This window comes from Saccharothrix sp. AJ9571 (assembly GCF_021725495.1).
Classification (GTDB): Bacteria; Actinomycetota; Actinomycetes; order Mycobacteriales; family Pseudonocardiaceae; genus Amycolatopsis; species Amycolatopsis magusensis.
Window position 1 is genome coordinate 7,319,780 of the sequence record NZ_CP091382.1, and the last position, 22,464, is coordinate 7,342,243.

Sequence of the window (22,464 nt, forward strand, 5' to 3'; positions counted from 1 at the left end):
GCTCGAACGCCCACTCACGCCCGGCCCGACTGACCGGCACCCCCGCATTGGCTGAGCCAACACCACCTCCACCGGAGGACGCGGAACAGCCGTCAGCTGGCCGGTGTGCAAGAACCGGCCCACCAGCCGTATGGAGCGCACAAAGCACTGGCGAACGTGACAGGATCTCCGCCCGATACACCTTGTACTTGCAGAACCGCAAAGAGACCTCATCATCAAGGTCTACTTCTTCGGGCGGCTCACCCCGGAAGGGCGGTTGAGTCAAGCGCACATGCTCACGCGCACGGTCCCCGCCGATGCCGATGCCGATGTCGATGCCGCGGAACAGGCGCCATGGAAGTCCAGGGAGCAGGCATTGAGAGCACGTACATCGTCAGCACAACGACCTTCGGACACTGCGCGGATTTCGTCATTGAGGAGATAGAACGCATCACCGGTGTCACCCGCCGTGCCATTCACATCGAGTCCGGCACGGTCACGATGACCAGTGACAGGGTCTCGATATCGCGGACCTACGTGCCGCAGTCGACGAGGCGGGCTACGAACTCACCACCGTGCACCGTTAGCGTCGATGTTACCGCCCCTGCGGGAGGCTGCCGAACTACGACCGGACGAGTCTGGCGATGGCCTCGGACGCTTCTCGCAGTTTGGTCTCCGCTTCCTTGCCGCCCGCGGCTGCCGCGTCGACGACGCAGGTGGAGAGGTGCTCGTCGAGCAGGCCGAGCGAGAACGACTGCAGCGCTTTGGTCACTGCGGACACCTGGGTCAGGATGTCGATGCAGTACTTGTCCTGTTCCACCATGCGCTGTAGGCCCCTGACCTGTCCCTCGATGCGGCGGAGCCGCTTGAGGTAGGCGTCTTTGTCCTCGCTGTAGCTGTGCATGGCGTGGTCTCCGTCTGTGATCGCGCTGTCGGTGGTGTGGTTGGGCCGGTCAGGGGCACCAGATGAGGCTGCCGGCCAGCAGGAGGAGTGCGGAGGAGATGGCGGGGGTGAGCGCCGCGACCACTCCGGTGGTCAGTGACCGGAGACGTGGACACCGGGTGGCGGGCCGGTTCAACTGGCGGAGCCGGATCGGGGTGTCGCTGCCTGCCATGGCCAGGGCGGGTGGGGGCGGTGGCGGTGCGCTGGTCATCGCGAGGAGGGCGGACCGGACCGGGGCGATGCCGCATTCGGCGACGGCCGCGCGGTCGGCCGCGAGTTCGACGAGCAGTCGGAGGGCGGCCGGTGCCTCTCGCATCAGGGGGATGAAGCCGAGGGCGTTTCCCGCGGTGCTCGCGAGCCCGACGAGGCGATGGTGTTTGCCGCGCAGGTGGGCGTGTTCGTGGGCCAGGACCGCCTGTATTTCCTGGTCGGAGAGGCGGTTCGCCAGGCCGTTGGTTGCCACGACGAGCGCGGGTGGGCCATCGAGGCTGTAAGCCATCGGTTCGTCGTGGGCCAGCCATAGCGTGGGGTATGACCCGGCGTGTGCTGGGCGCAGAATTCTGAGTGCCGCCTCGTGCTGTCCGCGGATCCGCTCGCGATGGCGCCGTCGCCGCCGGGCCACCCGGCCCACGTTGCCGGCGACTGCGGAGAGGACCACGACCGCCGAAAGTCCGGCGATCGGATCGAGCTGGGGGAGCCCGGCGTGGCTGAGGGTGGACCAGCAGTCGTGGAGTATCGCGGTGATGGCATCGGCGGGCCCGTGTCCGGGCAACACCAAAAGCACGACGCCCGCGACGACGCTGAGAAGCACGCCGGTGATGCTCGCCAGCCACGCCGAGATGGCGGCCCCGGGCGGAGCGGTCAGTGTCAGCCGCTGGAGCAGGCGCGGTGCGTGCCAGCCGATCAGGGCGGCACCGAGGAAGAGCGCGGCGGCGAGGATCATCGGTTCTTCGGCCGGCGGCGCAGAGCCTTGCGCAGCGCGTCGGACTCGCTGTCGGTCACCGACTTGGCGAAGTGCAGCAACACCGATTCCGGGTCCCCGGTGGCGTCCAGGACGTCGCGCAAGGCTTGCGCGGCGGCTTCCTCGCGGCTGATCGCGGGCTGGTACCGGTAGGCGCGGCCTTCGCGCTCACGGGTGACCCAGTCCTTGCGGTAAAGGTTGTCGAGCACGGTCATCACCGTGGTGTAAGCCAGGTCGCGGTGGCGATTCAGCTCGTCGAGCACAGCACGGACCAGCATCGGCTCCGGCGCGCTCCACAGCACGTCCATCACCGAAGTTTCCAATTCGCCCAGCCGTCGCATGACACCTCCGGCCGGTAAGCCTACTGGCTGGTTGGTGCCAGCGATGCACGCTGGCGACCTCGGCCGAGCGGGGTGGTGCCTCGGGGCTTGTACATGCCGAGTGCTGTGGCACCGATCAACAGGAGCAGCGCGAGTGCGGCGTGCACGACTGCGGTGGGCGTGCGCAGTGGGGCGAGGTTCTCGCCAGCGGAGGCGATGTCGGCGAGAAGGCTCAACGTTCTGGTGTACATCACCAAGACGGCGACCGCGCCGACGTTGATCAGCAACTTGATCAGCACCCAGTAGTGCCGCAGCACACCCCATTTGGTGCCCAGCGATTGCACCAGCCCGCTGAGCAGCGCGGCGAACGCCAGGGGAACGAGGACGAACTGCGCGGTGGGCTCCATCATCACGTAGCTGGCGCGCACCAGGGCCAGGTCGGAACTGACCATCCCCAGGATGGCCAGCACCAGCACGGTTGCGACTGCGCCCAGCCAGCCGACCGAGGTCACCACGTGCAGGGTGAGGGCGAACCGGCGCAATCGCGGTCCCATCTTCATCGGCTGCCCCCGAGTTTGACCTCGGCCGTCTGCGTGCTGGCCGCCGTATGGCGTCCGGGGCCGTGTTCGCCACCGATCCCGCTGATCAGGAGCACCGCGATCAGCACTGCGAGGACAAGCACCGTAATCCCGAGCACCTTGATCCAGGTGGGCACTCCCTGAGTTGGTTCTCGATCTGCCATGACTCGAAGTCCCCTCCGCGCTTTTGCGAGACACTGTGTCGCGACAGAGTCATAGTGTCAAGAAGTCGGCGCGAAGTACACTTCGGCTGTGCCCAGGTTGTGGAGCGAAACGATCGAGACGCACCGCCGCGAAGTGCGCGACGCCGTGCTGGACGCCACCGCGGCACTGGTGGCCGAACGCGGCCTGCTGGCCGTGACGATGTCGGAGGTTGCCGGCCGCGCTCAGATCGGGCGCGCCACCCTGTACAAGTACTTCCCGGACGTGGCGGCGATCTTGGCCGCGTGGCACGAACGCCAGGTGGCGAGTCATCTCGAGCACCTCGAAGCTGTCCGGGACGGCGCAGCGGATCCGGTGGCGCGCCTTGAATCCGTGCTCGCGGGCTATGCGCACATCTGCCGCATGGCGCGACGCCATCAGGGCAGCGACCTCGCCGCCGCGCTGCACGAAGGTGGGCAGATCGCCGAAGCCCGGCAGCGGCTCCTCGGCCTGGTGCGGGATCTGCTGGTTGACGCCAGGGACGCGGCGGTCGTCCGTGACGATGTGGTGCCGGAGGAGTTGGCGAGCTACTGCCTGCACGCCTTGGCCGCAGCCGGCGAAGTAGATGGTGACGAGGCGGTGGACCGGCTCGTCGCGATCACCTTGGCGGGACTGCGGCCTGTCACAGCGTAATCAGATGCGAGCCTGCGCCGGTTTAGGCCGGGTCGAAAGTCGCACGACATAGCGCAGCCAGCCTCGGCCCAGCACCGTGCGTTCCGGCGGCGTGCCGGTGATGGCTTCCAGCGCCCCGGTGAAGGCCGGGTACCTGCCCGGCCTCGCGTCGTAGATCCAGAGCTGCCCGCTCGGCCGCAGGACGCGGTACAGCTCGCGGGCGGCCAAGGCGGGCCTGCTCCAGTGGTGCAGGGCGGCGGTCGACACCACGAGGTCGAAGCTGTCCTCCGGGAAGGGAAGCGCGGCCACGTCGCCGACCTCGAACGTGACGCTGCGGACTCCTGCCGAGTTCTGCCGCGCGCGGTCGATCATCGACGGGGACAAGTCGATTCCCGTGACGGCGAGGTCATGCCCGGCCAGAGCTATCGCCAGCCGTCCGGGGCCGGTGCTCGCGTCCAATACGGATGCTTCGGACGGCAGCCCAAGCCGGGCGACGTCGTCGACGACGCGCTCGTGGAGTTCACGGGCGAGCGGGCTGGCGAACCTGTCGTAGATCTTCCCGCCGTGGTTGAAAGCGCGCTGGCTCAACAGTTTCCACATGACTACCTCGCAGTTGTGTCATACAACCCTTGTGTCCATCACGGTAGCCACGAGGGTTGTATGATGCAACCATGGTCGGTGTGCACGATGATCTCATCGGTGACGTGATGCTGCAGTTGCTGCGAGTGGTCGGGCTGCATCGTCCGCTGGTGGCACCCTCCGGCGAATCGGTGTCGGCCTCTGATGCGATGGCGCTGTCGGAACTGGCGCAGCACGATCGTCTGTCCCAGGCCGAGCTGGCCGAGCGGCTGAAGCTGGAGAAGAGCACTGTGAGCCGGTTGGCAGCTGGGCTGGAAAGGCGCGGATTGCTCGTCCGGCAACGCAATTCCGCCAACCGCCGCTATCAGGCGGTGGAGCTGACTTCGCGCGGTCGCGCCCTCGTCGACGAGCTGACCGCGATGATGCAGGAACGGCACCGCCGGATTCTGCGATTGCTCAGCTCCGAGGAGCAATGTGCGTTGCGGACTGGGGTATCCGGCCTGGTCCGCGCGTTGCGCACGTTGGAAAGCGGACACGCCTGAAGTCATCAGGGTTGGCGGTGCCGGAGGCGACCACCTCCGGCACCGCACCTATCAGCCCTGCTTCAGCAAATTCTCCATCTCGCTGATCTCGGCCTGCTGGGCGTCGATGATCTGCTGAGCCAGTGCCTTGGCATCGGCGTTGCTGCCGGTGCCGAGTTCGGTTCTCGCCATCTCGACGGCGCCCTGGTGGTGCTTGATCATCAGTTCCAGCCACAGCCGGTCGAACTCCGCGGCCTTGGCCTGCTCGAGCTGGGTCATCTCCTCGCCGGTCATCATGCCGGGCATCGCTCCGTGGTCCATGCCGGGTGTGGGCGTGCCGCTCGCGTGGGGTATCGAGCCGTGGTCCGTGCCTTGTGCCAATGACGGCGGGGTGGCCGGTGCCGCACCCCATCCGGTCAGCCAGCCTTGCAGCTGCTTGATCTCGGGGTCCTGCGCCTTTTCGATGCGGCCGGCCAGGTCTAGGACCTTCGGATTGCTGCTGCGAGAAGGAACCAGCTTCGCCATGTCCAGCGCCTGGGTGTGGTGCTGGATCATCTCCTGGGCGAAAGTGATGTCCTGCTGGTTGTGCGCGGCTTGCTGTCCCGTGGGTGCCGCGGCGGGCGGGGCGGTCGAACTCGACGCGTGGCCCATGTCTGACATGTCGTCGTTGCCGCTGCAACCTGCGAGGAGTGCGCCGGTGGCGGCCATGGCGATTCCGGCCATGGCAAGGGACTTCTTCATGATTCGTGCTTCCTCTGATCGACTGGATCGGGTGAACAAGGCACTGCCTTGGGATCACAGTCGATGAATGCAGAGCGCGGTGAGCAGTGAACGGCCAGATCTTTCGGGTGGGCGCCACTTCGTCCAGAGAACTTGTAGCCCAGGTCTCGGCGGCGCCGTTGTCAAGGCGGTGCGCAGCCAGGTCATTGCCAGGAGTAGCAAACCGAAGCTCAGGCTGCACAGGACGGCGAAGCACAGGTGCAGCACGTCGTGTGATCCGGCAGGACTGCTGGGTGGGTGATGGCCGTGCTGAGGAGCAGTTTCCGTGGCCATGTCGTGGACTGCGGGTGCCGTGGCAATGGTGTCCTGGCCGGAACCGTGGTGTGAGCTTGGGGCGGTCAGCAGGTGATGCATGCCCACCACGGCGAACGTGAGCGCGCACAACAGCATGAACTGCTGTACCCGTGCAATCACATCCACCTTCAAGCCTTCACCGTACCCGGCGTCGTCTGTTCCACTAAGAGTGATAGTAGCTGCGGATGCGGACCGCGGTGGCTTACGCCCTGAGCCGGTGTCCGCACTGGCTTCCTACTATTTCAGATAGTAGGGTATCGCTATGGGTGCGGTTCCCTGAACCGTGCCGCTACGCAGCCGGGTGAGGCCCTCCTCCCCCTCGTTGGCCTCACCCGGCGCGATAGCTCAGCTTGCCTCAGCGGCGGCCGGTTCGAGCCTGCCGGAGCGTCCCAGCGCGAAGACGCCCAGTGCGCAAGCGCCGCCGATCAGCATCAGCGCCGCCCACGGTGCCCAGGCGACCCCGCTGGTCCGGGCCAGGTCCAAGGCCGCTCCCGTGCCGAGATTGCCGATCGCGATCCCGACGCCGCAGATGGTGTTGTAAAGCCCGTAATGCGTCGCGACCAGCCGATCTCGGGCGAGGGAGACGATCGTGTCCATCTCAAACGGGAACACGACGACGGTGCCGAGGGTCAGCAGTGCGACGGACACGAGCAAGGGGCCGAAGGTGAGCAAGCCGCCCAGCGAAAGGTCCCCGGCCGGTGGGCTGGCCGCTGTCAGCAGGGGGGCTGCGAAGGCCAGTGCCATCAACGTCAGCCCGGCGGTCAGGCACTGGCCGTGGCTCCACCGTGCTCGGCACCAGGCCGTGACCCGCAGCTGCCCGACGATCGCGATGATCCCGGAGACGGCGAAGAGCACGCCGACCTCGATCGTGCCAGCGGCTTCGGTGGGGGCCAGTCGCCGGGTCTCCAGCGGCAGGGCCAGGTACACCTGAAATGACAAGACGTAGGAACCGATCATCGCCGCCGAGAAGGCTAGGAACCGCCGGTTCCGCAATACAACTGACCAGCCCGCGAGCAGGGATACAACCGGGCCGTCGGGCTTGGCCGATCGGCGAGCGGGCAGCGAGCGGATCTGCAGGACAGTTAGTGCCGCGAACACGATCGCCGCGACCAGGCAGGTGAGTTGGAACGCCACCCCGGTGAGCAGCAAGCCGATCAGTGGGCCGAGCAGGATCCCAGCCTGGTAGAAGACGTTGAACAGTGCGAACGCCTCGACTCGGCGGTCACCGGCGTCCTTGGCCACGTAGGCGCGCACGGCGGGGTTGAACAATGCCCCGGCGAATCCCGTAGCGGCGGAGGCGATGATCAGCGCCGGGACGGAATCGACCACGCCGAGCAGGGCGAATCCGGCGGTGCGCAGCGCGCATCCGGCGACGATGAGGGGCTTGTACCCGAACCGGTCAGCCAGCGCGCCGCCAAGCAGGAACATGCCTTGCTGGGAGAAGTTGCGCACCCCCAGGATCAAGCCGACCAGCCACCCCGCCAAGCCCAGGCCGAGCGAGAGGTGGGCGGCGAGGTAGGGCATCAGCATGTAGAAGCCGATGTTGATGGTGAACTGGTTGATCGCCAGCAGCCGGACCGGCCGGTCGAACGAACGGAACTGCTGTGCCACACCGGTCATCGGCGCTCACCGACTCCGGTCGCGGCGAGGCGGGCAGCCACTGGATCGACCACGGTGGCGCAGCGGGTCCACCGCGCCACCTCTTGCTCGTCGGGGTGTCCGATTGTCTCCGGGGCCGTGGGCAGGGCGACGTCGAGGAGGCCGTGTTCGGCGCAGAACTGGTCGTTGTAGACGGTGTCGAAGTAGCGTTGCGGTCCGTCGGGGAAGATCGCCGCGATGCGGGTCGACGCCGGAGATGTCCGCGCGAGCCAGCCGGCCACCAGGGCCACGGCGCCCACGCTCCAGCCACCCGAGGCGTATTGCGCCGCGGCCAGCCGACGGCAGGTGGACACTGCCTCGGCGGCGCTGACCCAGTGCACCTCGTCGAAGGCGGTGTAGTCGACGTTGCGGGGGTAGATGCTGGAGCCCAGGCCGCGCATGAGCCGGGTGCGTGCGGGCTGGCCGAAGATCGTCGAGCCGACGGTGTCCACCCCGACAAGCTGCATATCCGGGAAGAAACGACGTAGCGCCCGGGAGACTCCGGCCGAGTGACCACCGGTGCCCACTGAGCACACCAGTACGTCGACCCGGCCCAGCTGGGACACGAGTTCGGTGGCCAGCGGCTCGTAGGCGGCCACGTTGTCGGGATTGTGGTACTGGTCGGGGCAGAAGGAACCGGGGTGCTCGGCAAGCAACTCCGCGACCTTCTGTCGCCGGGCTTCCTGCCAGCCGCCGACCGGGTGAGGTCGGTCCACGATCTCCACGCGGGTCCCGTAGGCCAGCAGGAGGCGGTGCACGATCGGCTCCATGCCCGGGTCGGCGACCAGGGCGACGGGGTGGCCGTAAACGATCCCGGCCAGAGCCAACCCCAAGCCGAGCGTGCCACTGGTCGATTCGACGATGAGTCCACCCGGCTGCAGGTCGCTGCGTTCGAGAGCGCGGGCGACCATGTGCAAGGCGGGGCGGTCCTTCATCCCGCCCGGGTTCTGGCCTTCAAGCTTGGCCCAAAAGCCTTTGCCGTCCGTGGTGAACGGCCGGTCGATCCAGGCCACGGGGGTGTTCCCGACGGCGCCGGCGGTATGAGTGCCGGCGGTCCCGGATGTGGCCGGGCGGATGCTGGCGGGCACCGGCGGGCGCGCGAAATCGTATGAGGGCATGACTGAGTCCGTCCTGTTGCGCTGAGCAAGGGGTAGGCAGAAGCCGACTCGCCAGGCGAGTCAGTGGACTGCTTTCAGCGCCGCAGCACGCACAGAGCGCACAGAATGTCTTGACCGCCGCCGCTGGGCCGGTGTGGCGAGCCACGTACCGGGCCAGGAGGCCGAGGTCGGGCTCTCCCGCCAACAGGGATCAAAATGCCGAGACACAACGCCCACGACGATGGCGCGCTGCCCGGATGGTCCGAAATCCGTGGCACGGCCAGGCAATTTGGATGGTCCGGCTGATGTGGCCGATCATGCGTGCCGCAGTCCGTGTCCGACGAATGTCCGTGCTCATGGACGTCGGCCGTCATCAAGTGGACCGACGTGGCATCGGAATGAGCGGAGTCGACATGACCAGCCATGCACGGAAGCGCATGGAATGCCAGATAGACGACGAAGAGCCCGGCCACAACGAGAAGAGGGTTGAGCACTCGCACACACTGAGCTTGCGCTTGGCCTCTCACAGTTACCCGAGGCTACCGATCCCGTGTCGGGTCGAGGTGAATTGGCTACCGGCTCCGGCCTCTTGTGGCGCCTTTCACCCATTCGAGGCGGATGAGGTTCGGTGCACCAGCCACGAGGGGCACGGTTGGCTCACCGTCCTGTCCAGTCAGCCAACTCGCCCTGCCGGATCGCGGGAGGTCGACACGAGGAGCTTGGTCGATACACTATGGGGGTAGAGGGTATCGCACCTGCTGCAGCGCCGGAGGGCCAATGAGTGTCAGAGGAACCGTCGAGGATGGCTATGAGCCGGTCCGTGAGGTGTTCACGAAGCTGGTGGACGAGGGCAGGGAGACCGGGGCCGCGGTGTCGGTGTGGGCCTCCGGTCGCGAGGTGGTTCGTTTGAGCGGTGGCTGGTCCGACGCTGCCCGCAGCCGGCCGTGGACCGACGACACGCTGGTGACCACCTATTCGACGTCGAAACCGTTCGCCGCGCTGACCGCTTTGGTCGCCGTGGCCGAGGGTGCGCTGGAGCTGGATGGGCCGGTCGCCCGTTACTGGACGGACTACGCCACTGCGGGCAAGGAAAGCACGACGCTGCGCGAGATACTCACCCATCGCTCGGGCCTTCCGGCGTTCCCGCCGGAAGCCCGGGAGATCGACCTGCTCGACGACGCGGCCTTGCGGCGTGCGCTGGCTGCTGCCACGCCCGAGTTCGAGCCCGGCTCGGCTCTGGCCGAGCAGGCGTTGACCCACGGCCACCTCCTCGATGGGGTGCTGCGCGCCGCGACCGGCCGCTCGCTGGGCGAGATCTACGCCGAGACGGTCCGGCCCGCGCTGGGGATCGATGCCTGGTTCGGCGTGCCCGAGCACGAGCTGGCTCGGGTGGCGGAACTCGAACTGGGTATCGACGGCACCACCGAGCAACTCGTGGCCGAGGTCGCTCCCACCTACAGCCCGGCGCTGGCACTTCCTGCCGGTGCTCTGGATCCGGCCCGCTTGAACACGCCTGCCTGGCAACGATCGGTGTTCGGTGCAAGCGGCCTGCACGCGTCGGCGACCGCGTTGGCCGGTTTCTACGCCGGGCTGACCGCCCTGGATGGGCCGGTCGCGCGGTTGCTGGGGCCGGAGTTGCACGCCGACTTCCTCGGCGGTCAGGTCTGCGGTTACGACGAAGTGGTGGGCACGACCGTTCGCTGGACGCTCGGCCCGTTCCGCACCGACAACTTCCTCGGCCTGGGTGGCTTCGGCGGCTCGGCGGCCTGGTGGTCGTTGCGGCACGGGCACGCGGTCGCCTATGTGACGCGGCGGCTGCACGACCACGCCCGCGTCGCCGAGATCGCGGCCGTGCTGGACGACGACATCCGGCTGGAGGTCACCTGCCCCTGACCCTGGAATTTGTGTGGGCCGGTGGACCTCACAGGTGAGCTCCACCGGCCCGCGGTTCCGGTTCCTGCTGGCCGCGCTCCGGATCATGATCGCGGTGTCACTCGGCGGCAGGTGGTTCCAAGCCCGCGACCAGGTTGAAGGCGCCGGTCAGGAGATTGAGCGACACCAGGCCGACGACCTCGGCGATCACGCGGTCGCTCCAGCCGTGTTCGCGCAGCTCGGCCACGTCGTCGTCGGTGATCGAGGCAGGTTCAGCAAGCACCCGCACGGCGTAGGCCAGCAATGCGGCTTCGCGTGCGTCGGTGGCTGTGCCCTGCCTAGCGAGCGTGATGTCGGACTCGCTCACCCCTGCCGCACGGGCGGCCTTGGTGTGCGCGTCGAGGCATAGTGCGCAGCCGATCCATTCCTGTGCCGCGAGGGAGATCTTCTCGCTCAGCGCGCGGGGGAGTTTGACTCGCTTGATCGCGCGGGAGAGGTCGAGGTAGCCCTGTAGCAGTGCGGGGGAGTGGGCCATGGTGGCGACCATGGGCCCGACGGTGCCGCGGCGGCCGTTGAGTTCCTCGAGCAGGGCCCGGGACTTCTCGTGGAGTTCGTCCTGCGGCGGGGGCGTGATGCGGGTCATCGGCTGCTTCTTTCACCGTTGAGTGGTGGTCAGATGGTGGGCGCGCCGACCTTGTCGGCCTTGAGGGTCCGGCGCGACGAGCGATTCAAGGTGCCTGCCGCGAGGAGTGCTCCCGCGAACGCGACGGCCGCGGCACCGAGGAACGATGCCGACAACCCATCGGTCAGAGCGTGCGTGTCGGCGAGCTGGCCGGCGCCGAACGAGCTGGCCAGCGCGGTCATCGCGGCCAAGCCCAAAGCCGAGCCGATCTGGTAGCTGGTGTTGACGATGCCGGACGCGATCCCGCCTTCTTCGGGACGTGCACTGGAGATCGCCGTTCCCAGCGACGGGACGAAGGCGAGCGCCATGCCCGCGGCGGCGACCAGTGAGGCGGGCAGGACGTCGGCCCAGAAGTTCCCATCGGGACGCACGAACGACAGCCACACCAGTCCGGCTCCCAGGACGGCGAGCCCGGTGACGATCAGCGGTTTGGTGCCGAATCGCGCGGTCAGCCGCGGGGCCAGCGCGATCATCATCACCATGATTGTCAACGTCATCGGCAGCAGCGCGGACCCGCTCGGGAAGGCGCCGAGGCCAAGGACCTGCTGCAGGTAGAGGTTGAGGAAGAACCACATCGGGATCCAGGCCGCGCCGAGCAGGAGCTGGGCCAGGTTGGCCGCGGACAGGTTGGGCGTGCGGAAGATGCTCAGCCGGACGAGCGGAACCTTGCGCGCGCCCTGGATGCCGACGAACGCACCGAGCAGGACGACAGCGACGAGCAGGCCGAGGATCGTTTCGAAGGAAGCCCAGCCGGTCTCCGGTGCCCGCACGATCGAATACACGGCCGCGCCGAGACCCGCGGTGACCGTGATCGCGCCGACAACGTCGATGGAGCCGCGTTGCGGGGTGCCCTTCGGCATCAGCGCCGGGGTCGCGGCCAAGGTGAGTGCGGCGATCGGGATGTTGATGTAGAACACCCACGGCCAGCTGATGTACTCGGTGATCACCCCGCCGAGGAACACCCCCGCGGTGCCGCCGGCCGGGGCCGCGGCCCCGTACAGCGCGAGCGCCTTGGTCAGTTCCTTGGGTTCGCTCCCGAACAGCATCATCAGCAGCGTCAAAGCGGACGGGGCGATCAGGGCCGCGCCGGCGCCCTGGATCGCGCGACCGGCGAGTTCGGTCCACACCTGCCCGGCCAGACCCGCGACGAGTGAACCGGCGAGCAGGACGACCCAGCCGGTGGCGAAGATCCTGCGCGCACCGAGGAGATCGGACAGCCGGCCGCCGAGCAGGAGCAGGCCACCGAAGGCGACGACGTAGGCGTTGAAGACCCACGACAGGTTTTCCTGGGAGAAGCCGAGATCGGCCTGGATGCGGGGCAGGGCCACCCCGATGATCGAGGTGTCCATGATCACCATGAACTGTGCGGCGGCGATGAGCGCGAGTGCCCACCAGCGTCGCTTGCTGCTTGCGGTTTCCACGACTTACTCCTTACCCGTAGTGGGTATGTAAGGTAGCAAGCGTCAACCCGCTGCGCTAGTGGGCTATTCCCTGCGGCGTGAAGAGAATCCGCGACAGATATGGATGAGAGCTTGGTGCGATCGTGCCGGAACTGCTGGGATTAGGTGCACTCGCACGGCGCAGCGATGCGGGAACACGGTGGTCAGGTGGTGCTCGCATCGCTGGCTTCAAGTTCACCGAGGAACTCGTGGCGTCGGCATTGCGCTCGGACGGTGCGGACGTGCGATGGTAAATACGGGGGTAGGGTATCTCTTGATGGCGCTGGCTGATGACAGCTCAGACGGTGGTGCGCAGGCCGGAAGTCATGGTCAGTGCTGCCGCGCCGAGAGCGGCGGATGCGGCGGCCAACGGTCCACCTGCCGGTGAGAGGTGCTCGATGATGGCACCGGTGGCCGCGGAACCCGCGGCGAAGCCGATCCAGTTCGCGGTGACCAGCAGTGAGAACGCCTGGGCCTGCTGGGAAACAGGGGTGTGGGCGCCGAGGATGAGGGCTTCGATCGCGTCGGCCGGTCCGGTGCAGAGGCCGATGAGCAGCAGGATCGAGATCCCGGCAGCTGCGGCAGGCTGGAGGGTGAGCAGGAGTATGGCCAGGCCGTACAGCGAGAGGGCGGTGCCGAGGTGAGCGGCCAGGGAGCCGGGTAGCCGCCAGGCGCCGTAGGCGAGGCTGCTCACCGTGCCGCCGGCCGCCACGCACCCGATCAGCACTCCCGCGCTGAGGGACAGATCGTCGGCGTAGGCGATCACGGTGACCTGCAGGCCGCCGATGGCGAACGCGCCCAGCGCCACGACGCCGTACAACTCGGCCTGGCGAGCCGAGAACCGCATCGGACCGCGCGTGCGGCGAACGCGGGCGACGGTCTTCACCGCCGGTACCATGCGCAGCCACAGCACGCTTGCCGCCGAGATCACGCCGGTGGCGACTACGGCGTTGACCGGGGGCCCGACGAGTACGACCACGCCGACGAGGAGCGGGCCCACCACGAAGACGGTTTCGGCGAAGAGGCCGCTCAGCGAGAACAGCGCTCGCCGGTGCGCTTCGACGGGCTGGTCCATCATGATCCGGCGGCAGATCGCCGACACCGGAGGCGTGGCGGCGCCTGCGGCCATGGCGCAGCCGAGCAGGAGCCAACTCGATGCGTCTGTGATGACCGCGGCCGTGTAGGCCGCGAAGCCGCTGCTCTGTGCGAGGACCGTTGCCAGCAGAACCGGGCGAGGTCCACGGGAGTCGGCCAGGGTGCCCCAGACTGGCGCGGCGGCAGCGAGAGCGACGGCGTAACCCGCGGACACGGCACCTGCGGTGGCGTAGCTGCCGGAGGCGCGCTCCGCGGACAACATCAGCGACAGCCCTGCCATTCCAGACAGCAGATACGCCGCTAACTGGGCGATCACCAGCCGTGCGACGCCGGGCTGGGCCAGCGCCGCACGGTATGGCCTAAGCAGGTTCTTCGGCACGGGCCCTGTCTTTCCGCGCTGCCTGCGAACCCCACGCGGTGAACAGCAATGCGGCGGCGAGCAGAACTGCGGCGCCGAGGAACGCGACGACATACCCGGCGCTCAACGCGGAGCTGCTACGAGGGTCAGGCTGAGTGGCGGTGACCGCGATTGCGACGACGTTGAGCAGGGAGATGCCCGCCGCTCCGCCGATCTCGCGCATGGCGTTGGTCAGCGCGCTGGCGACCCCGGACTGGTCCGGCTCAACGCCGTGCAAGGCCAAGCTGACCACGGTGGTGAGGGTGGCGCCCAGACCGACACCGATGACCAGCTGCGCCGGCAGGATCACGCTCCAGAACGGTACGTCGGCTTCGAGCAGTCCCAGGGAGCACATTCCGGCCAGCGCCACCCCCAAACCGGTACCGGTGACCTGCCAGGGACGCCAGCGCGCCAGCGCACGCCCGGCGGCGGCCGAACCGCCGAGAATGCCGAGACCGATCGGCACGAAAGCCAGACCGGTCGCCAGCGCCGACAGCTCTCGGACCACCTGCAGGTAGTAGGTCAGCAGCAAGTAGCACGCATACGCCGCGGCGTTGACCAGCAGGATGATCGCGAACGCGCTACCCCGTACCCGGCTGACGACCAGGCGCAACGGCATGATCGGCTCGGCCGTCCGTCGCTCGGTGAGCACGAAGACCACGAGCAGCGCCAGCCCGCCGAGCAGCGGACCCAGCGTTGCTGGCGCGAGCCAGCCGCCGTCGGCGACCTGGGCGATGCCGTAGATCAATGCGCCCGAGCCGAGGGTAGCGGTCACCGTGCCGAGCACGTCATAGCCCGCGGGGCGCACCGACTTGCTCTCCAGCAGCACTCGCGAGGCGAAGATCAGCACAGCGACCCCGAGCGGCAGATTGACCAGCAAGCACCAGCGCCACGAGCCGAGCGAGGTCAGCACGCCGCCGAGCACCATGCCGGCGACACCACCACTGCCCACGGCCGCCCCGAAGACTACGAACGCCCGCGCCCTGGCCGGGCCGTCGGGGAACACGGTGGTCAAGATCGCCAGCCCTGCCGGGGCGAGGAACGCGGCCGCGACCCCCTGGGCTGCCCTGGCCATCAGCAGCATCGCTTCGTTCACCGCGAACCCGCCCACCGCGGAAGCGACGGTGAACCCCACCAGGCCGGCCAGAAAAGTCCGCTTCCTTCCCAGTACGTCGGCGACACGGCCACCCAGCAACAGCAAACCGCCGAAGGCGAGTGAGTAGCCCGTGACCACCCACTGCCGGCTCGAATCGGCCATACCCAGCTCGGCCTGAGCGGCCGGCAGCGCGATGTTGACCACCGAGGCGTCCAGGACCACCAGCAACTGGGCCGCGACGATCACCGCCAGGGCGTACCCGGGTCGCTGGCGGGCCGCGCTCGCCGTCCCTACTGCTGCCATGTGTCCTCCCAGAATCACCGACCAACTTAGAGACATAGTGTCACAAAGTGCGCCCGGTGGGGCGGGCGCGACTGCGTGTCAGCTGATTCAGGCGTGTGACCTGGGAATACGTGCGGCTATGCCGTCGAGGAAGAGGGCCAGCTTGCGAGCGAACTGCTCGGCGGGCGGCCGGGAGATAGCCTCAGCGAACGCGGCCCGGAGTCGGGGGTCGTAGTGATCGAGCCAGGGCTGCATCAACTCGGCGCGCCGCTGCCGGGAGCCGTCGACGACGCTGACGGTGTGCGGGCGTTCCTCCTCGGCGGCAGGGGGCGTAGTCGTGACTGGTGGCGAGGTCGAGGCACCGAGGAACGCTTGCGTGACCAGTTCACCGAGCATGTCGACCACCAAGACCGCCTGTTCGGCGGTGAAGCCGAACTCGATCAGAGCCAGCCCGGCTTGGTTCGTGGTGGCGACCAGGGCGCTGGAAGTGGAACGCAGGGTGGAGACCTCCAACGCCAAACCGGGATGGGTCTCGTACAGCGACCAGTAACCCTTCGCCGTCGCCTGGAGAAAGGCATGCCAGCCCTGGTCGTCCGGTGCGGGCCACTCGATGGAGCTGACGGCAAGGTCGATGGCGGCCGATGCCAGCGCGTCACGACTGCCGAAATACCGGTACAGCGTGGAGTGTGAGACGCCGAGCCGCGCGCTGACCGCGGAGACGGTCAGCCGGTCGAAACCGAGGTCGACGGCGGCGCGCACGATCGTGTCGCGGTCGACCAGGGATGGGCGTCCCATTCGTGCTTTGCCCGTTTTGGCCCGGCTCATGCCTGCCCCTGTCTGTGAGATTCCATTCAGGGACAAGCTAACTCAGTGCCAGGAAGGCGACGGTGCGGCTGGGTGGGCGAGTGGCCCCCCCAGCCGCACGGTCAGCCTTCTGTAGCCGACGGGGCGCGTTCGCCGGCGACGAAACGGGATCGAGCGTGTGCTCCGTCGCAGAAGGGTTTCTTCGCTGACTGACCGCAGCGGCAGAGCAGGTGGGTCCGCCTGCCTTCGAGGTCGTAGACGTTATTCTCGTGGTCGACCACGCGCACCGGGCCTTTGACCTGGTACGGGCCGTTGTCGACCGTCTTGATGACGGCCGCAGGCGGCTCGTCGGTGTGCCCGCTCAGCTCGCCACCTCGTAACCGGCGTCCTTGATCGCCGCGCGAACCCGCTCGGTCTCGAGCGGGGCGTCGCTGACCACGGTGAGTTCGCCGGTACTGATGTCGACATCCACGTCGGTGACGCCGTCGACGCCGGTCACCGCGTTGGTCACCTTGGCCATGCAGCCGGAACAGGTCATGCCCTTGACGGTGTACACGCTGGAGTTCATCGGAGAATCCCTGCCTTTCGGGAGTGTCGAGGGTTGCAGTGAGACTACAATACCCCCGTAGGGTAAAGCTAGATGACGGTTGTCTTGCTGACGGGTAGGCGCTTGCTCGGGAGCTTGATGTCCAAGCAGGCCCGTGTCCCCTGTTCCGCTTTTGGGGGCGTTTCCGGCATGTGGATGGCCGGACCTCGTGTGTGGCCCGGCCGGTCGGAGGATGGCGTCAGTGGTGGTAGGCGTGTGCGACGGCGTGGCCCTTGCCACGGCCGATGAGCCACTTGTTCACCGGCATGGTGACCAGGAAGGCGATCAGGAAGGCGAACGCGAGTGCGCCCCAGAACAGCCAGGTGCCCAGGCCGGCGTCCATGGCGCCGGGCACCACGAGCATCACGCCGTTGTCGATGATCTCCATGACGGTGATCGAGATGGTGTCCGCGGCCAGTGCGACCTTCAGTGCCTGCTTGAAGCCGATGCCGGCGCGCAGGACGCCGCGCATGCTCAGCGCGTAACCGAAAACGAAGGCGAGCGCGATCGCCAGCACGATGGTGGGCAGGTTGTGCCAGCCGAGTGCGGTGCCGATGACCATGCCGAGGATCTCGCCGATGGCGCAGCCGGTAAGGCAGTGCAGGGTGGCCGACGCGGCCACGCTCCAGCTCGCGCCGTTTCCGTGATCGTGGTGGCCCTGGTGGCCGGTGCCGTGGTGGGCGGGTTGGCCGGGAGTGTCGGACATGGGTGGACCTTTCTCGTCGCTGCTTTCCTGTTCCTATACCCCGTAAGGGTAGTAAGGCAAGTCCATGACGGGTGACACGCGGACACGGTCGTGTCAGGGTCGGTCGCCAGGGCGCTGGCGGCATCGATGGGGTGAAAGGCTGCTCAACGCCGTCGGCTACCTCGATCTGCGGTGGATTCCGGCGGGACTGGGTCGCAGTCGCCTCTTTGTGGCCGCTGCCTCCGCGTGTCGGTGGTTGCATAGTATACGGGGGTAGGGTATCAATAGGAGTGCCGCTGCGGCGGTGTTGAGGTGAAGGAGATCGACATGCACGGGTACGCCGAGGACAAGGACAACCTGCTCAAGCGGCTGCGTCGGATTGAAGGCCAGGTTCGCGGCCTGCACCGGATGGTCGAAGGTGACGAGTACTGCATCGACATCCTCACGCAGATCTCGGCGGCCACGAAAGCGCTGCAGTCGGTTTCTCTCGCCTTGATGGATGAACACCTCAAGCACTGCGTGACCGAGGCCATCGCCGAGGGCGGCGAGGTCGCCGATCACAAGGTCCGCGAGGCCAGCGACGCCATCGCGCGCCTGGTCCGTTCGTGAACCGGGCGAACACCACCACCGAGGAGGAATCCCATGGCTGACACCAGCTACCACGTCACCGGCATGACCTGCGACCACTGCGTCCGCGCGGTAACCGAGGAGGTCGGCAAGGTCGACGGCGTGACCGGAGTGGTCGTCGACTTGCCCACCGGCACCATCACCGTGACCAGCGCCCAGGAACTGAACACCGACGACGTCCGCGCCGCGGTCGACGAAGCCGGCTACGAACTGACCGCGTAGCGCGGCCGGAGCAGACAAGGAATCCCGATGAACACTGCAGCGAAGATCTCCGCCTACGGTGCGGCAATCGCCCTGGTCGCCGGTGGCGCCTGGGCAGCCGGAACCGCTGTCGGTCCCTTCGCCGGCGAGTCCACCGCAAAGGGTGGCACGGCCGGAACGCCCGGTGGCGAGGACGCCGGGCACGGGGACGCTCACAGCGGCACCGTCGCGGAGACCGCGCCAACCGACCAGCCCGCCGGGCTGGCGTCGTCCAGGGGTGGCTACACCCTCACACCCACCGCGACGACGCTGACCCCGGGACCCGATCAGCCGTTCTCCTTCATCATCAGCGGGCCGGACGGTGCCCCGGTGACGGCCTACGACGTCGAGCACGAGAAGCGGATGCACTTGATCGTGGTGCGCCGCGACACCTCGGGCTTTCAGCACGTGCACCCCGAACTCAGCTCGGATGGCACTTGGACCGTGCCGCTCGATCTGCCCGTCGGCGGCAGTTACCGGGCCTATGCCGACTTCAAGCCCACGGGTGCTCAAGCGACAACGCTCGGCGCCGATCTCGCGGTTCCGGGTGACTTCCAGCCGGCCGCCTACCAGCCGTCCCGCGAAGCGACCATCGATGGCTACCGGGTGCGGCTGGATGGCGATCTGGTGCCAGGGCAGTCGTCGAAGGTGACGCTGATCGTCGAGAAGGACGGCGCGCCGGTCACCGATCTGCAGCCTTACCTGGGCGCCTACGGGCACCTGGTGGCTCTGCGCGGCGGTGACCTGGCCTACCTGCACGTCCACCCCGACGGCGCACCAGGGGACGGCAAGACCGCAGCGGGCCCGGGCGTGACCTTCTACGCCGAGGTGCCCACTGCCGGGGCCTACCGGCTGTTCCTCGACTTTCAGCACGACGGCGTAGTCCGTACCGCGGATTTCACCGTCGCCACAGCGGGTACTCCAGTGGCGGCGCCCGAGCCCCACGCTTCTGACGGCCACGGCCACTGACCGGGGAAGGAGCGACTGAGATGACAACGACAACCCCACCCCGTGACGTCGCCGGCGAAGTCGAACTGGCCATCGGCGGCATGACGTGCGCGTCGTGCGCGATGCGCATCGAGAAGAAGCTGAACAAGCTGGACGGCGTCACCGCCACGGTCAACTACGCGACCGAGAAAGCGAAGGTCAGCTTCCCCGGCGACGTAGACCCCGGACAGCTGATCGCTCAGGTCGAGGCCGCCGGATACACCGCGGAGCTGCCGAAGCCCCGGCAGCCGGAACCGGTCGACGGCGAGATCGCCGAAGAGAATCCGACCCGATCGCTGCGGCAGCGGTTGATCGGCTCGGCCGTGCTGTCCGTGCCCGTGATCGCGCTGGCGATGATCCCGGCACTGCAGTTCACCTACTGGCAGTGGATCTCGCTCACCCTGGCCAGCCCCGTGGTGCTGTGGGCGGCCTGGCCCTTCCACAAGGCGGCGTGGGCCAACCTGCGCCACGGCGCGGCCACCATGGACACGCTGATCTCGATGGGCACGCTCGCCGCGTTCGCCTGGTCGCTGTACGCGCTGCTGTTCGGCAGCGCCGGCGTGCCCGGCATGACCCACCCGTTCGAGCTGACGATCCAGCGCATGAGCGGTGACGGCAACATCTATCTGGAGGTCGCCGCCGGAGTCACCACGTTCATCCTGGCCGGGCGGTACTTCGAGGCGAGGTCCAAGCGCCGGGCCGGGGCCGCGCTGCGCGCCCTGCTCGAACTCGGGGCCAAGGACGTCGCGGTGCTCCGCGACGGCAAGGAAATCCGCATCCCGGTCGAACAACTGCAAGTGGGCGATCGGTTCGTCGTCCGGCCGGGGGAGAAGATCGCCACCGACGGCGTGATCGAGGACGGCACCTCCGCGGTGGACGCGAGCATGCTGACCGGCGAATCCATGCCCGTCGAAGTCGGGCCGGGTGAAGCGGTCGTCGGCGCGACGGTCAACGCGGGCGGGCGCCTGCTGGTGCGCGCGACCCGGGTCGGTGCAGACACCCAGCTGGCGCAGATGGCCAAGTTGGTCGAGGACGCCCAAACCGGCAAGGCGCAGGTACAGCGGCTCGCCGACCGGGTGTCCGCGGTGTTCGTGCCGATCGTGATCGCGCTGGCGGTGGGCACGCTGGCCTTCTGGTTCGGCGCGGGCGGCTCGGCGGCCGCGGCCTTCACCGCGGCGGTCGCGGTGCTGATCATCGCCTGCCCGTGCGCGCTGGGCCTGGCCACGCCGACCGCGCTGATGGTCGGCACCGGCCGCGGCGCGCAGCTGGGCATCCTGATCAAGGGCCCGGAGGTACTGGAGTCCACCCGCCGGATCGACACCGTCGTGCTCGACAAGACCGGCACCGTCACCAGCGGCAAGATGTCGCTCGTCGATGTCCACGTTGCCGAGGGCGTCGAGATCGAGGAGGTGCTGCGCTTGGCCGGTGCGTTGGAAAACGCCTCCGAGCACCCGATCGCGAAGGCGATCGCCCGGGCCGCCGAAGCAAAGGTCGGTGAGCTGCCCGCAGTCGAAGGCTTCACCAACCTCGAAGGCCTCGGCGTGCAAGGGATCGTCGACGGCACCGCGGTGCTCGTCGGGCGGACGGCCTTGTTGGCCGAGTGGAGTCAGCATCTGCCCGATGAGCTGGCCCAGCGGAAGAAGACCGCGGAAGCCGAAGGCAAGACCGCAGTCGCGGTCGGCTGGGACGGCAAGGCACGAGCCGTGCTCGTGGTCGCCGACACCGTCAAGCCGACATCTGCGGAGGCGATACGGCGGCTGCGTGAACTCGGCCTGACACCGGTGCTGCTGACCGGTGACAACGAGGCCGCAGCCAGAGCCATCGCCGCCGAGGTGGGCATCTCCGAGGTGATCGCCGAAGTGCTGCCCGCGGACAAGGTGGACGTGGTCAAGCGGCTGCAGGACGAGGGCAAGGTGGTCGCGATGGCCGGTGACGGGGTCAATGACGCCGCCGCACTGGCGCAGGCCGATCTCGGCTTGGCGATGGGCACGGGCACCGATGTGGCGATCGAAGCGAGTGACCTGACCCTGGTGCGCGGCGACCTGCTGGCCGCCGTCGACGCGATCCGGCTGTCGCGGCGCACGCTCAGCACGATCAAGGGAAACCTCTTCTGGGCGTTCGGCTACAACGTCGCCGCCCTGCCACTGGCGGCCGCCGGGCTGCTGAATCCGATGATCGCCGGGGTGGCGATGGCGTTCAGCTCGGTGTTCGTCGTGACCAACAGCCTGCGGTTGCGCCGCTTCCGCAGCATCGGCCGTGCGGGCACCGCCTGACCGGCACCACCGGCACAGGTCCAGGCTCTCGACGAGCGCCTGGACCTGTTCGGTCTTCACCCCACGATCCGGCGTGCGCCCAGCAGATGGCCATCGCCTTTCATCGAGCGCACGTCAACGAGCTGGCCTTCGGTAGGTGCGTCGACCATCTTGCCGTTGCCGACGAACATGCCGACGTGGTGGATGGCACCGGGATTGCCCGTTCCGTCGTCGTAGAACAGCAAATCGCCTGGCTGCAGGGCGTTGAGCGCGACCGGTTTGCCCGCGGTGTACTGCTGGCGGCTGGTACGCGGGATGGACACTCCCGCCTGCCGGTAAGCCACGACGTCAACCCAGAGCAGTCGAACTCCCGCGGTCCAGTGGCGCCCCACTCGTACTCGGACCCTCGCTTCGACAGCGCAGCCTGCAACGCGTCATTGGCCGCGCCTGGCGGCCCGAGGTACGACCCGGTGTCCTGCACCTTGCCCAACGCCGCCTTCTCGTCCGCGGGTAGCTGATTCAGCGCTCGACGAACCTCTTTGATCTGCCCATCCAGCGACTTCTTGCGCTCCCGCACCGAATCGGCTGCCTGCTGCGCGAACTCCGCCGCTTCCTGAGCCGTCCGCTGCGCCTCGGAGGCAGAGGTCCGTGCCTGGCTCGCTTCCGCAGTCGCACCACGGTACCGGTCGAGAAACTCGGCCTTATCGCTCGCGAGAACATCCAAAGCGGACATCTGCTCCAAGAACTCCCGTTGAGACTCGCTGGTGAGCAACGCGGACATCCGCGTGATCCCCCCGCCGCGGAACGACGCCGCCGCGAACGTATCCACCTCACCACGGAACTGCTCCTCGGTTCCCTGAACTCGCTCCAATGACTGCGTAGCGACGGAAAGGTCGGCGTCAGCCTGGTCTCGAAAT

At 67.8% G+C, this 22,464-nt stretch carries 26 protein-coding genes; 7 read left to right on the forward strand and 19 right to left on the reverse strand.

The window, feature by feature from the left end; genetic code table 11:
* Window positions 1-601: 601 nt before the first annotated feature.
* The 5 genes from L3Q67_RS32975 to L3Q67_RS32995 are packed head-to-tail and all read right to left on the reverse strand — an operon-like array spanning window position 602 to window position 2,918.
* On the reverse strand, window positions 602-883 hold the full coding sequence (locus L3Q67_RS32975) for a metal-sensitive transcriptional regulator (RefSeq protein ID WP_499185326.1): 282 nt from the start codon (window positions 881-883) through the stop codon (window positions 602-604).
* Between the two features lie 49 nt (window positions 884-932).
* A complete protein-coding gene (locus L3Q67_RS32980) occupies window positions 933-1,865 on the reverse strand; it encodes a M56 family metallopeptidase (RefSeq protein ID WP_499185327.1) in 933 nt (310 codons plus the stop codon).
* Window positions 1,862-2,224, reverse strand: a complete 363-nt coding sequence (locus L3Q67_RS32985; RefSeq protein ID WP_499185328.1) for a BlaI/MecI/CopY family transcriptional regulator — start codon at window positions 2,222-2,224, stop codon at window positions 1,862-1,864. Before L3Q67_RS32985 ends, L3Q67_RS32980 begins: the two co-directional genes overlap by 4 nt.
* Before the next feature lie 20 nt (window positions 2,225-2,244).
* Window positions 2,245-2,715 (reverse strand): DUF2269 domain-containing protein, encoded by a 471-nt coding sequence (locus L3Q67_RS32990; RefSeq protein ID WP_499185329.1) that lies wholly within the window; start codon window positions 2,713-2,715, stop codon window positions 2,245-2,247.
* A gap of 44 nt (window positions 2,716-2,759) precedes the next feature.
* On the reverse strand, window positions 2,760-2,918 hold the full coding sequence (locus L3Q67_RS32995) for a hypothetical protein (protein ID WP_499185330.1): 159 nt from the start codon (window positions 2,916-2,918) through the stop codon (window positions 2,760-2,762).
* Window positions 2,919-3,033: 115 nt separating this feature from the next.
* Here L3Q67_RS32995 and L3Q67_RS33000 point away from each other — a divergent pair, with 115 nt between their 5' ends.
* Window positions 3,034-3,615: a TetR/AcrR family transcriptional regulator gene (locus L3Q67_RS33000; protein ID WP_499185331.1), complete on the forward strand. Its 582-nt coding sequence runs from the start codon at window positions 3,034-3,036 to the stop codon at window positions 3,613-3,615.
* On the opposite strand, the gene L3Q67_RS33005 is transcribed toward L3Q67_RS33000, so the two are convergent.
* Entirely contained in the window at window positions 3,616-4,194 is a 579-nt protein-coding gene (locus L3Q67_RS33005) for a class I SAM-dependent methyltransferase (protein WP_499185332.1), read from the reverse strand.
* 71 nt (window positions 4,195-4,265) lie between these two features.
* On the opposite strand from L3Q67_RS33005, the gene L3Q67_RS33010 reads away from it, so the two are divergent.
* The gene (locus L3Q67_RS33010) at window positions 4,266-4,715 is read left to right on the forward strand and encodes a MarR family winged helix-turn-helix transcriptional regulator (RefSeq protein ID WP_499185333.1); all 450 of its coding nucleotides are present in this window, start codon (window positions 4,266-4,268) and stop codon (window positions 4,713-4,715) included.
* Between the two features lie 51 nt (window positions 4,716-4,766).
* On the opposite strand, the gene L3Q67_RS33015 is transcribed toward L3Q67_RS33010, so the two are convergent.
* The 4 genes from L3Q67_RS33015 to L3Q67_RS33030 all read right to left on the reverse strand — a co-directional run bounded on the left by L3Q67_RS33015 (window position 4,767) and on the right by L3Q67_RS33030 (window position 8,524).
* On the reverse strand, window positions 4,767-5,435 hold the full coding sequence (locus L3Q67_RS33015) for a DUF305 domain-containing protein (protein WP_499191702.1): 669 nt from the start codon (window positions 5,433-5,435) through the stop codon (window positions 4,767-4,769).
* 54 nt (window positions 5,436-5,489) lie between these two features.
* The gene (locus L3Q67_RS33020) at window positions 5,490-5,894 is read right to left on the reverse strand and encodes a DUF6153 family protein (protein WP_499191703.1); all 405 of its coding nucleotides are present in this window, start codon (window positions 5,892-5,894) and stop codon (window positions 5,490-5,492) included.
* Between the two features lie 219 nt (window positions 5,895-6,113).
* Window positions 6,114-7,388: an MFS transporter gene (locus tag L3Q67_RS33025; protein ID WP_499185334.1), complete on the reverse strand. Its 1,275-nt coding sequence runs from the start codon at window positions 7,386-7,388 to the stop codon at window positions 6,114-6,116.
* Window positions 7,385-8,524 carry a PLP-dependent cysteine synthase family protein gene (locus L3Q67_RS33030; protein ID WP_499185335.1) on the reverse strand — a complete coding sequence of 380 codons (1,140 nt, stop codon included), beginning with the start codon at window positions 8,522-8,524 and terminating at the stop codon, window positions 7,385-7,387. Before L3Q67_RS33030 ends, L3Q67_RS33025 begins: the two co-directional genes overlap by 4 nt.
* Window positions 8,525-9,280: 756 nt before the next feature.
* Between L3Q67_RS33030 and L3Q67_RS33035 the strand changes: the two genes are divergently transcribed.
* Window positions 9,281-10,396, forward strand: coding sequence for a serine hydrolase domain-containing protein (locus L3Q67_RS33035; protein WP_499185336.1), 1,116 nt, complete (start codon window positions 9,281-9,283; stop codon window positions 10,394-10,396).
* 97 nt (window positions 10,397-10,493) lie between these two features.
* On the opposite strand, the gene L3Q67_RS33040 is transcribed toward L3Q67_RS33035, so the two are convergent.
* The 8 genes from L3Q67_RS33040 to L3Q67_RS33075 all read right to left on the reverse strand — a co-directional run bounded on the left by L3Q67_RS33040 (window position 10,494) and on the right by L3Q67_RS33075 (window position 17,462).
* Entirely contained in the window at window positions 10,494-11,018 is a 525-nt protein-coding gene (locus L3Q67_RS33040) for a carboxymuconolactone decarboxylase family protein (protein WP_499185337.1), read from the reverse strand.
* Window positions 11,019-11,047: 29 nt separating this feature from the next.
* A complete protein-coding gene (locus L3Q67_RS33045) occupies window positions 11,048-12,415 on the reverse strand; it encodes an MFS transporter (protein ID WP_499191704.1) in 1,368 nt (455 codons plus the stop codon).
* Between the two features lie 379 nt (window positions 12,416-12,794).
* Window positions 12,795-13,970, reverse strand: a complete 1,176-nt coding sequence (locus L3Q67_RS33050; protein WP_499185338.1) for an MFS transporter — start codon at window positions 13,968-13,970, stop codon at window positions 12,795-12,797.
* Entirely contained in the window at window positions 13,951-15,387 is a 1,437-nt protein-coding gene (locus L3Q67_RS33055; protein WP_499185339.1) for an MFS transporter, read from the reverse strand. Before L3Q67_RS33055 ends, L3Q67_RS33050 begins: the two co-directional genes overlap by 20 nt.
* Before the next feature lie 87 nt (window positions 15,388-15,474).
* On the reverse strand, window positions 15,475-16,191 hold the full coding sequence (locus L3Q67_RS33060) for a TetR/AcrR family transcriptional regulator (RefSeq protein ID WP_499185340.1): 717 nt from the start codon (window positions 16,189-16,191) through the stop codon (window positions 15,475-15,477).
* 101 nt (window positions 16,192-16,292) lie between these two features.
* The gene (locus L3Q67_RS33065; RefSeq protein ID WP_499185341.1) at window positions 16,293-16,457 is read right to left on the reverse strand and encodes a CDGSH iron-sulfur domain-containing protein; all 165 of its coding nucleotides are present in this window, start codon (window positions 16,455-16,457) and stop codon (window positions 16,293-16,295) included.
* A gap of 74 nt (window positions 16,458-16,531) precedes the next feature.
* Window positions 16,532-16,738 carry a heavy-metal-associated domain-containing protein gene (locus L3Q67_RS33070; RefSeq protein WP_499185342.1) on the reverse strand — a complete coding sequence of 69 codons (207 nt, stop codon included), beginning with the start codon at window positions 16,736-16,738 and terminating at the stop codon, window positions 16,532-16,534.
* A 217-nt stretch (window positions 16,739-16,955) separates the two neighbouring features.
* A complete protein-coding gene (locus L3Q67_RS33075) occupies window positions 16,956-17,462 on the reverse strand; it encodes a DUF4396 domain-containing protein (protein WP_499185343.1) in 507 nt (168 codons plus the stop codon).
* Between the two features lie 306 nt (window positions 17,463-17,768).
* On the opposite strand from L3Q67_RS33075, the gene L3Q67_RS33080 reads away from it, so the two are divergent.
* Genes L3Q67_RS33080 through L3Q67_RS33095 form a run of 4 tightly spaced genes read left to right on the forward strand, consistent with a single transcriptional unit; the run spans window position 17,769 to window position 21,568 of the window.
* On the forward strand, window positions 17,769-18,050 hold the full coding sequence (locus tag L3Q67_RS33080; RefSeq protein WP_499191705.1) for a metal-sensitive transcriptional regulator: 282 nt from the start codon (window positions 17,769-17,771) through the stop codon (window positions 18,048-18,050).
* A 33-nt stretch (window positions 18,051-18,083) separates the two neighbouring features.
* Window positions 18,084-18,290: a heavy-metal-associated domain-containing protein gene (locus L3Q67_RS33085; protein WP_499185344.1), complete on the forward strand. Its 207-nt coding sequence runs from the start codon at window positions 18,084-18,086 to the stop codon at window positions 18,288-18,290.
* 27 nt (window positions 18,291-18,317) lie between these two features.
* Window positions 18,318-19,277, forward strand: a complete 960-nt coding sequence (locus L3Q67_RS33090; protein WP_499185345.1) for a DUF8832 domain-containing protein — start codon at window positions 18,318-18,320, stop codon at window positions 19,275-19,277.
* Between the two features lie 20 nt (window positions 19,278-19,297).
* Window positions 19,298-21,568 carry a heavy metal translocating P-type ATPase gene (locus L3Q67_RS33095; RefSeq protein WP_499185346.1) on the forward strand — a complete coding sequence of 757 codons (2,271 nt, stop codon included), beginning with the start codon at window positions 19,298-19,300 and terminating at the stop codon, window positions 21,566-21,568.
* A gap of 56 nt (window positions 21,569-21,624) precedes the next feature.
* On the opposite strand, the gene L3Q67_RS33100 is transcribed toward L3Q67_RS33095, so the two are convergent.
* Window positions 21,625-21,891: a C40 family peptidase gene (locus L3Q67_RS33100; protein WP_499185347.1), complete on the reverse strand. Its 267-nt coding sequence runs from the start codon at window positions 21,889-21,891 to the stop codon at window positions 21,625-21,627.
* Between the last annotated feature and the right edge of the window lie 573 nt (window positions 21,892-22,464).